The sequence below is a fragment of the Paenibacillus sp. DMB20 genome (assembly GCF_000987955.1).
In the GTDB taxonomy this organism is placed as follows: domain Bacteria; phylum Bacillota; class Bacilli; order Paenibacillales; family Paenibacillaceae; genus Paenibacillus_AQ.
In genome coordinates, this window is sequence record NZ_LAZU01000007.1 from 23,562 (window position 1) to 32,460 (window position 8,899).

General features: G+C 50.9%; 10 protein-coding genes, 1 rRNA gene and 1 pseudogene. 11 read left to right on the plus strand and 1 reads right to left on the minus strand.

Annotation, left to right across the window (positions count from 1 at the left end; genetic code table 11):
- Positions 1 to 10: 10 nt before the first annotated feature.
- From pabA to lysS, 9 genes and pseudogenes are all read left to right on the plus strand, one after another.
- Positions 11 to 592, plus strand: coding sequence for an aminodeoxychorismate/anthranilate synthase component II (pabA, locus tag XI25_RS02605; protein WP_046677241.1), 582 nt, complete (start codon positions 11 to 13; stop codon positions 590 to 592).
- On the plus strand, positions 589 to 1,470 hold the full coding sequence (locus XI25_RS02610) for an aminotransferase class IV (protein ID WP_046677242.1): 882 nt from the start codon (positions 589 to 591) through the stop codon (positions 1,468 to 1,470). Before pabA ends, XI25_RS02610 begins: the two co-directional genes overlap by 4 nt.
- Positions 1,471 to 2,328, plus strand: coding sequence for a dihydropteroate synthase (gene folP / locus XI25_RS02615; protein ID WP_046677243.1), 858 nt, complete (start codon positions 1,471 to 1,473; stop codon positions 2,326 to 2,328).
- A 37-nt stretch (positions 2,329 to 2,365) separates the two neighbouring features.
- A complete protein-coding gene (gene folB, locus XI25_RS02620) occupies positions 2,366 to 2,728 on the plus strand; it encodes a dihydroneopterin aldolase (protein ID WP_046677244.1) in 363 nt (120 codons plus the stop codon).
- A gap of 8 nt (positions 2,729 to 2,736) precedes the next feature.
- Positions 2,737 to 3,285, plus strand: coding sequence for a 2-amino-4-hydroxy-6-hydroxymethyldihydropteridine diphosphokinase (gene folK, locus XI25_RS02625; protein ID WP_046677245.1), 549 nt, complete (start codon positions 2,737 to 2,739; stop codon positions 3,283 to 3,285).
- Positions 3,237 to 3,449, plus strand: coding sequence for a helix-turn-helix domain-containing protein (locus tag XI25_RS02630; RefSeq protein ID WP_046677246.1), 213 nt, complete (start codon positions 3,237 to 3,239; stop codon positions 3,447 to 3,449). Before folK ends, XI25_RS02630 begins: the two co-directional genes overlap by 49 nt.
- Positions 3,450 to 3,503: 54 nt before the next feature.
- The gene (gene dusB / locus XI25_RS02635; protein ID WP_046677247.1) at positions 3,504 to 4,526 is read left to right on the plus strand and encodes a tRNA dihydrouridine synthase DusB; all 1,023 of its coding nucleotides are present in this window, start codon (positions 3,504 to 3,506) and stop codon (positions 4,524 to 4,526) included.
- Positions 4,527 to 4,744: 218 nt separating this feature from the next.
- Positions 4,745 to 5,221, plus strand: coding sequence for a transcription elongation factor GreA (greA, locus tag XI25_RS02640; RefSeq protein ID WP_046677248.1), 477 nt, complete (start codon positions 4,745 to 4,747; stop codon positions 5,219 to 5,221).
- Between the two features lie 135 nt (positions 5,222 to 5,356).
- Positions 5,357 to 6,875, plus strand: a pseudogene (gene lysS / locus XI25_RS02645) (lysine--tRNA ligase).
- Positions 6,876 to 7,047: 172 nt separating this feature from the next.
- Here lysS and XI25_RS02650 read toward each other — a convergent pair.
- Complete coding sequence (locus XI25_RS02650; RefSeq protein WP_046677249.1) at positions 7,048 to 7,650, minus strand: TetR/AcrR family transcriptional regulator; 603 nt, start codon at positions 7,648 to 7,650, stop codon at positions 7,048 to 7,050.
- Positions 7,651 to 7,747: 97 nt separating this feature from the next.
- Here XI25_RS02650 and XI25_RS02655 point away from each other — a divergent pair, with 97 nt between their 5' ends.
- Positions 7,748 to 8,278 (plus strand): hypothetical protein, encoded by a 531-nt coding sequence (locus XI25_RS02655; RefSeq protein ID WP_046677250.1) that lies wholly within the window; start codon positions 7,748 to 7,750, stop codon positions 8,276 to 8,278.
- Positions 8,279 to 8,731: 453 nt separating this feature from the next.
- Positions 8,732 to 8,899 (plus strand): 16S ribosomal RNA (locus XI25_RS02660); the annotation flags it as partial.

An 8,899-nucleotide genomic window follows, 5' to 3' on the forward strand; every position in this document is an offset into this window, starting at 1 on the left:
AGACAATAACATGATTCTCGTGATCGACAACTACGATTCGTTTACGTATAACCTGGTCCAGTATTTAGGTGAACTCGGCGAGGAAGTGAAGGTATTCCGGAATGATGAAATCGATGCCGCCGGCATTGAAGCGCTCGCCCCGGATCATATTTTGATTTCTCCGGGCCCTTGCACGCCGAATGAAGCGGGGATCAGCCTGGAGACGATTGAACGGTTCAAGGGCATCATCCCCATCTTTGGGGTATGCCTTGGACATCAGGCCATCGGACAGGCCTTTGGCGGCAAGGTTGTCCGTGCCGAGCGCCTGATGCACGGCAAAACATCGCCGATCCATCATGCCGGTACGTCCGTATTTGAAGGACTGCCTGTTCCTTTTACGGCCACACGGTATCACTCCCTTCTCGTAGAAAAAGAAAGTCTTCCGGAGTGTCTCGAAGTTACGGCCTGGACGGAAGAAGGCGAAATTATGGGTCTGCGGCATAAGGAGCATCCCATCGAAGGGGTACAATTTCACCCGGAATCGATCATTACGGACCACGGGCACCAGATGCTCCGCAACTTTTTGAAACGCAAGGCCGGAGCCAAGGCATGAGTTTTATGGGAGTCGATGGCCGTGTTGTGGATACGGCAGGGGCCGTGGTATCCGTTATGGATCACGGCCTTTTATATGGGATGGGTTTGTTTGAGACGTTCCGCACCTACGGGGGCGTTCCTTTTTTGCTGGAACGTCATTTGGAACGGCTTGAAGAAAGCTGCAGGCTGCTGGATATCCGTTATCAGCCCGATCCCTGTTATATCGAGGATTGGATTTCCCGTATATTGTCGGCGGGCGGCTTGAAAGAAGCGTATATCCGGTTTACGGTCACGGCCGGCGAGGAGGCGCTTGGCCTTCCTTCGGGCGACTATATGGCTCCCAGAGAGCTTGTGTACGTAAAACCGCTGCCTCAATTGCCGGACTCGCTGTATACGGAGGGAAAGGCACTGCAGCTGCTGGCTATTCCCCGGAATACGCCGGAGACGCCTTGGCGTCTGAAATCGCTGCACTATATGAACAATATCATGGCCAAGCGGGAGCTGCAGAGCTATCCCGATGCTGTAAGGCTGCAGGCCGAGGGCTTGATGCTGACCGGAAACGGAGAGCTGGCGGAGGGCATCGTGAGCAACATATTTTTCGTAAAGAACGACACCTTATTTACGCCTGATACCGGGACAGGCATCCTGCCTGGAATTACTCGGTCGGTCGTGCTTGACCTTGCGGATGAGCTGGGGCTTGCCGCGCAGGAAGGACGTTATCATTGGGATGACCTGGTTCATGCGGATGAAATTTTTACGACGGGCTCCGTGCAGGAGCTTGTTCCGGTGACACGTCTGCTTAAAACGGGAGAGGAGTCCCGGATCGTTGGGGAAGGCCTCGCCGGACCGGTAACGAAAGCCTTACTTAAAGCCTATCGACAGAAAGCAGGGTTATAGATGAAAACAACCGTTTACGAACAAAGTTACCGCTGCGGCCAAACCGAATTAAAACTCGGGAACGCCACGCGAATCATGGGCATTTTGAACGTGACCCCCGATTCCTTTTCGGATGGCGGGCGATATAACGACACGGAAAGGGCGGTCAAGCATGCCCTTCAGCTGGCTGCCGAGGGTGCCGACCTGATTGATATCGGGGGCGAATCGACTCGGCCGGGGCATGTGAGCATAAGCGCGGAGGAGGAGCTGGAACGGGTGATCCCCGTGATCGAGGCCATTCATCGCGAGGCGCCGCATATTCCGTTGTCCATTGATACGTATAAAGCGGAAGTGGCGCGACAAGCGATCCAAGCGGGAGCCCACATCATTAACGATATTTGGGGATGCAAGGAGGACCCGGATATGGCGGCAACGGCAGCGGATCTGGATTGCCCGATTATTCTGATGCATAACCGCAAAGACCGAAACTACGGCAATCTGATTGAAGACGTAAAATCGGATCTGATGGAAAGCGTAAATATTGCACTCGGTGCGGGCGTTAAGGCGAACCGAATTATTTTGGACCCTGGCATCGGCTTTGCCAAAGACTATGATGAGAATATGAAGGTGATGATGTCTCTTGATGAACTGGTGGCGCTGGGTTATCCCGTTCTTTTGGCGACTTCCCGCAAAAAGTTTATCCGGACCGCCCTCGATCTGCCCGTGGATGATGTCGTGGAAGGAACGGCGGCCACGGTTGCCTATGGAATTGCGCAGGGCTGCCAGCTGGTTCGCGTTCATGACGTGAAGCAGATAAAACGCACGGTGCGGATGAGCGACGCCATGCTTTATGCTTCACCATGGCTGAACAGGGTATAAACAGGAAGAGAACAATCGAAGGAAGGCGGCGGAACGAATGGACAAAATGAAAATGCGGGGCATGGAGTACTACGGGTATCACGGGGTATTTGAGGAAGAACGAAAACTTGGCCAACGGTTTTACGTCGATCTTGAGCTGGAACTTGATCTGAGCCAAGCCGGACGCTCGGATGATCTGACCCAAACGGTAAATTATGCCGAAGTGCACGAGCTGCTGCAAGGGATCATGCGGAACAAGTCCTTTAAGCTGATTGAAGCTTTAGCGGAGCATATTGCATCCGAGGTATTGGACACTTATACTAGTATCGATGCTTTAACGGTTAAGGTAACCAAACCGCATCCACCGTTTGATATTCATTTTGAAGGTGTTACCGTAGAGCTGCACCGGACCAGAAAGTGAGACGTATCATGAATGCACACACCACCTCTGACCCATCAGAGGCTTATATTGCTTTAGGGGCCAACTTGGGGGACCGGGAAGCGACGCTGATGGAGGCCCTGGAGCTTCTGGATCAGCACCCTGACATCGCCGTTTTGCGCTGCTCCCATTTGTATGAAACGGATCCCGTGGGCAACGTGGACCAACCGATGTTCTTGAACATGGCGGCCGCCGTATCAACCTCGCTTGAACCGCAGGGGTTGTTAGCGGAAATGCAGAAGATTGAGAAACGGCTTGGGCGGGTGCGCCATATCCGCTGGGGTCCCCGGACGGTTGATCTTGATCTGTTGTGGGTGGAAGGCCAAAAGCTGAATGCTCCCGACCTGATTCTTCCGCATCCCCGGATGCTGGAAAGGGCGTTTGTGCTCGTGCCGCTCGCCGATATTGTCTCCGAGCATGAGCCCTCCGGTCTGTATACTACGGTTAAGACAGCGCTTGAGAAACTGGACGGAAAGGAAGGAATACAGCTTTGGAGAACTTGCAGCTGGCGCAGCGTATCCGCGCTTTCCGAAAGTTAAAGGGCCTTACTCAGCAGGAGCTTGCTTCGAGGATCAACATTTCCTTGGCTGTGCTGGGCGCGATCGAGCGGGGCAACCGCCGTGCCGAGGATCAAATTTTAGTTAAAATTGCGGATGAACTGGGCATTACTTTACAAGAGCTTACCAATCGCGACTCGCGTTAAATAGATGCAAGAATAGATTTTTAATAAAAGAGGAAAAAGGAGCGAAATGACGTAATGCTTAAAATTGGGAACATCGAGATGAAAAACCAGGTTGTTCTCGCTCCGATGGCGGGGGTGTGCAACCCGGCGTTTCGTTTGATCGCCAAGGAATTCGGGACCGGTCTGGTTTGCGCGGAAATGGTGAGCGGCAAAGCCATCGTTCACGGCAACAAGCGCACGCAGGAGATGCTGTTTGTTGACGAACGGGAGAAACCGATGAGTCTGCAGATTTTTGGGGGCGACCGCGAATCGTTGGTCGAGGCTGCCAAGGTTGTTGACCAGCAGACCAATGCCGATATCATCGACATTAACATGGGCTGCCCGGCGCCAAAGGTCACTAAGATTGATGCCGGTGCACGCTGGCTGCTGGATTCCAACAAAATATATGAGATGGTGGCGGCTGTCGTGGATGCCGTCGACAAGCCGGTGACGGTGAAAATGCGCACCGGCTGGGACAGCGATCATATCTATGCGGTGGAGAATGCCATGGCGGTAGAACGTGCCGGAGGCCAAGCCGTCAGCGTTCATGGACGTACCCGGGAGCAGCTGTATACCGGCCATGCGGACTGGGACATTATAAGACAGGTTAAGGAGGCCGTCTCCATTCCGGTCATCGGCAACGGAGACGTGGTTACGCCGGAGGATGCCCGCCGCATGCTGGATCAAACCGGCTGTGACGGCGTCATGATCGGACGCGGAGCATTGGGCAACCCTTGGATGCTTTACCGTACGGTCGAATACCTCAAGACGGGCGAGTTGCTTCCGGATCCATCGCCCCAGGAGAAAATCCGGATCGCCATACTTCACATGGACCGCCTGATTGCCCTTCGCGGAGAAGATGTTGCCGTCCGTGAAATGAGGAAGCATCTATCCTGGTATTTGAAAGGACTCAAGGGTTCGGCTCGCATCAAGGACGTCATTATGGAAGAAACCAAGCGTGACGAAATGGTTAATATCTTGAACAATTTCGTGAACAATCTGGAGTACGGGGATACTGGTGCGGGGAGTGCATACCCGCAGGCTGCTACAGCGATGTAACCCTTAGAGCGTCTAGGGGCAAATTGGAGGCGCGATAGCGTTTTCATAAATGCCCCGGGCGCTCATTGACTTTTTGAAATGGTTCCCATATAATTTTTCAGTATAAATTCGCCTAGATATACAGCAAGCATCAGGGGAAGTTCTGTTCCCCGAAGATTCGCATATAGTATGGTGGTATGGTGGTTTAAATTATTTACATGACAGGAGAATCGGTTAAGATGAGCGATAAAGAAGTCATCCTTACTCAAGATGGTCTTAAGAAGCTGGAGGACGAACTTGAGAATCTGAAGTCCGTTAAACGGCGTGAAGTCGCGGAACGAATTAAAGTTGCCATCGGCTATGGCGATATCAGTGAGAACTCGGAATATGAAGACGCCAAAAACGAACAAGCCTTTATCGAAGGCCGTATCATTACGCTTGAGAAAATGCTTCGCAATGCGCGAATCATTAATAATGACGATATTAATACAGATGTTGTAAATGTCGGCAATACGGTTATCGTCGAGGATCTGGAGTATGGCGATACGATGGAATACACGATTGTCGGAACGGCCGAATCCGATCCGCTTAACAATAAGATTTCCAATGAGAGCCCTGTCGGCAAAGCGATTATCGGTAAAGCCAAAGGCTCCGTGGTCGATGTGAACGTTCCGGCCGGCGTCATTCAATATAAAATCGTAGATATTAAGAAGTAAGTTGGACTTGGGCGTGGAAGCTTCCTTCGGGGGGCTTCTTTCGCTATTTGTATATGGACAGGCTTGGCCTGTTCGGGAAAAGTAGTTTGGTTTCCGGGAATCCGGGGAAGCGAGAATGAAGGAGATGAATCGACGATGACGGAAGAAATGAATCATCAGGAACAAGAACAAGAATTAAGCGAGCTGCTGCAGATTAGACGCAATAAACTGGACGAGCTGCGCAAGCTCGGAATTGACCCGTTCGGCGGCAAATATGAAAGAACCGACCACGCCGGCGACCTTTTGAAGAAGTATGACGCTCTGACCAAAGAGGAACTCGAAGAGAAGCAGGTAGAGGTAAACCTTGCGGGCCGGATTATGGCGAAGCGCGGCATGGGGAAGGCATCTTTTGCCCATATTCAGGACCTCAGCGGCCGTATTCAGATCTATGTTCGTCAGGATTCCGTTCCTGCCGAGAAATACGAAGCTTTCAGCATTTTGGATTTGGGGGATATTATCGGCGTGACCGGTACCTTGTTCAAAACCAAAACCGGCGAGACGACCGTTAAAGTAAAAAAGCCTTGAGGTCCTCTCGAAGTCGCTTTATCCGCTGCCGGAAAAATTCCATGGCCTGAAAGATGTCGAGCTTCGTTATCGTCAGCGTTACGTCGATCTCATCATCAACCCGGAAGTCCAAAAAACGTTTCTAACACGCTCCCGGATTATTCAGTCCATGCGTCGTTACCTCGATTCCAACGGATACCTGGAGGTCGAAACGCCAACGCTGCACGCGATTGCCGGCGGTGCGGCTGCACGACCTTTTATCACGCATCATAATGCGCTCGACATGGAGCTGTACATGCGCATCGCGATTGAGCTTCATCTGAAGCGTTTGATCGTGGGCGGACTGGAAAAGGTATATGAAATCGGACGCGTATACCGGAACGAAGGGATCTCCACCCGGCACAATCCGGAATTCACGATGATCGAGCTGTATGAAGCTTACGCCGATTATAAGGATATTATGGCTTTGACCGAAAATCTTATTGCCCATATCGCCCAGGAAGTATTGGGAACTCAGGTCATTACCTACCAGGGGCAGGAAGTGGATCTGACACCGCAATGGCGGCGCGTGTCCATGGTTGATGCGGTTAAGGAAGTGACCGGCGTCGACTTCGGAGTTCAGATGTCCAATGAAGAAGCGCATCGCTTGGCCAAAGAGCACAAGGTTCCGGTGGAGCCTCACATGACCTTCGGGCATATCTTGAATGCTTTCTTTGAGCAGTTTGTGGAAGAGACGCTCATTCAGCCTACGTTCGTTACCGGACATCCGGTGGAAATTTCGCCGCTGGCCAAGAAAAACGAGAAGGATCCTCGCTTTACAGACCGTTTCGAGCTGTTTATCGTGGCACGCGAGCATGCCAATGCATTCTCCGAGCTGAATGATCCGATTGATCAACGCCAGCGTTTCGAAGCTCAGCTGAAGGAACGAGAGCATGGCAATGACGAAGCGCATGAAATGGATGAGGATTTCCTTCGTGCTCTGGAATACGGGATGCCGCCAACAGGCGGACTCGGTATCGGCGTCGATCGTCTGATCATGCTTCTGACCGACTCCCCGTCGATCCGCGACGTGCTGCTCTTCCCGCATATGCGGAACCGCACGCAGGATTAAAGCGATGTTGAAATAGGTAAATCGTCTATCTACGTTTTTCAAAAGAAAACCTGACCGCATTCGGCACGCGTTTAATTGTTGCGATATCAGATGTGGATTAATGTTATAAAAAAAGGAACAGCTTGTGCTATAAGCGCAGAGCTGTTCCTTTTTTTATAAAAAACTTGCCCTATCATAGATCCCTGGACCGACACAATGAAAGCAGGTGGCTGCTTACTACGGCGTTCACTTTTTCAGCAGTCACAAAATCGGGCCGAAGGACCGCATGAATGGCCAGGCCGTCGATCAAGGCATAGAACCGTTCCGCTTCGATCTCAGGATTCAGTCCAGGCACTGCCAGTCCATGTTCGATTAATGCCCGAACGATCGTAACAAACATATGGCGCATATCGTCGTCAACCTGGTTGCGGAGGGCTTCAAGCGAAGAATCGGACATCGACTTAACGACAAAAGCAAACCACACCTCCATTTCCTGTTTCGTATCCTCATTCAGCGGCAGTATCTGCTGTATAAGGACCGGAATGTCTTTAAGCAATTCCCCCGAAAAAACCATGCTTTTTACACGATTGTTTACTCTTTCCGAGACAAGTTTCATGGAATAAGCGTACAGTTCGGATTGAGTCGCAAAATAATGGCGGAGCGATCCGACGGAAAGGCCCGCCTCCTCCGCAATATTGCGTACGGAAGCTTGCTCCATCCCGTGCTGGCGAATAACTCTCCAGGAGGCTTCGGCCACCTTTTCTTTTTGAAGATCATGATCAACGATTTTTGGCATGTATCTATTATAACACGGTATTGTTTTATTTAATACAGATGTGCTATATTGTTTTTGGTACAATTGTTTTAAATAAAAAAAGAGGAGAGGAAGCCGGATGATTGGAGCGCTGATTATTGGCTGTGAAATTGCCTTTTGGATTTTTGTGCTTGCCGGATTAAGCGCAAGATATATTTTAGGGTGGAAAAAGGCGGGAGCCGTGCTGTTGGTCTGCACGCCTATTGTGGATCTGCTTCTCATTCTGGCAACCGTGATCGACCTTAGAAACGGGGCGAAGGCTGAATTCATGCATGCGCTGGCCGCCGTGTATATCGGTGTGACGGTGGCTTACGGGCACCGGATGATCAAATGGGCGGACGAGAGATTCGCCCACAAGTTTGCGGGAGGCCAGAAGCCCGCCCCCAAACCCCGGCATGGAGAGGCTCATGCCCGAATGGAGCGGCAAGGCTGGTACCGGCATCTCCTGGCATGGGTCATTGGATCGGTGCTGCTCGGCGTGATGATTGTGGTCGTCGGCGATCAGGACCGGACTAAAGAGCTTGGCCTCATGGTACTGCGCTGGGCCGCAATTTTGGGGATTGATTTTGTTATTAGTTTCAGTTACACGCTGTGGCCCAAAAAGGCATAAGGTATATTTAGAAACTTATATTGTATCAGTATCGTGATTCAATTGAATCGAACGGATTTAAAGTGGGATATTTTACAAGTTATTTAAATGTATAAAAGGGTTGATTCTTACGGCCGGGATATGTTATATTATATTTCCGGCCGAGAGAAACGGACGGCATTCAATCGATAGAGATAAACAAGCTTTGAAAAATTGATCGAAAAATTAATTTCAAAAAAAGCTTGCTAACTTCGAGAGAATGTGATATATTATAAGAGTTGCTGATGCGAACGAGTTTCGCTAGCGACACTGAGGAAGTTGATCTTTGAAAACTGAACAACGAGTGAGTTAAACCGATCTTGCGTCAAGCGAGATCATAATGAGAATTTTAATTCTCGTCAGTTTTTCTAATGAGCAAGTCAAACTTCGGATGGAACACCTCATCACCTTCGGGTATGAGCCTCCTTCCGATCCTTATTGGAGAGTTTGATCCTGGCTCAGGACGAACGCTGGCGGCGTGCCTAATACATGCAAGTCGAGCGGAGCTGATGAGGTGCTTGCACCTCAGATGCTTAGCGGCGGACGGGTGAGTAACACGTAGGCAACCTGCCCTCAAGACTGGGATAACTACCGGAAACGGTA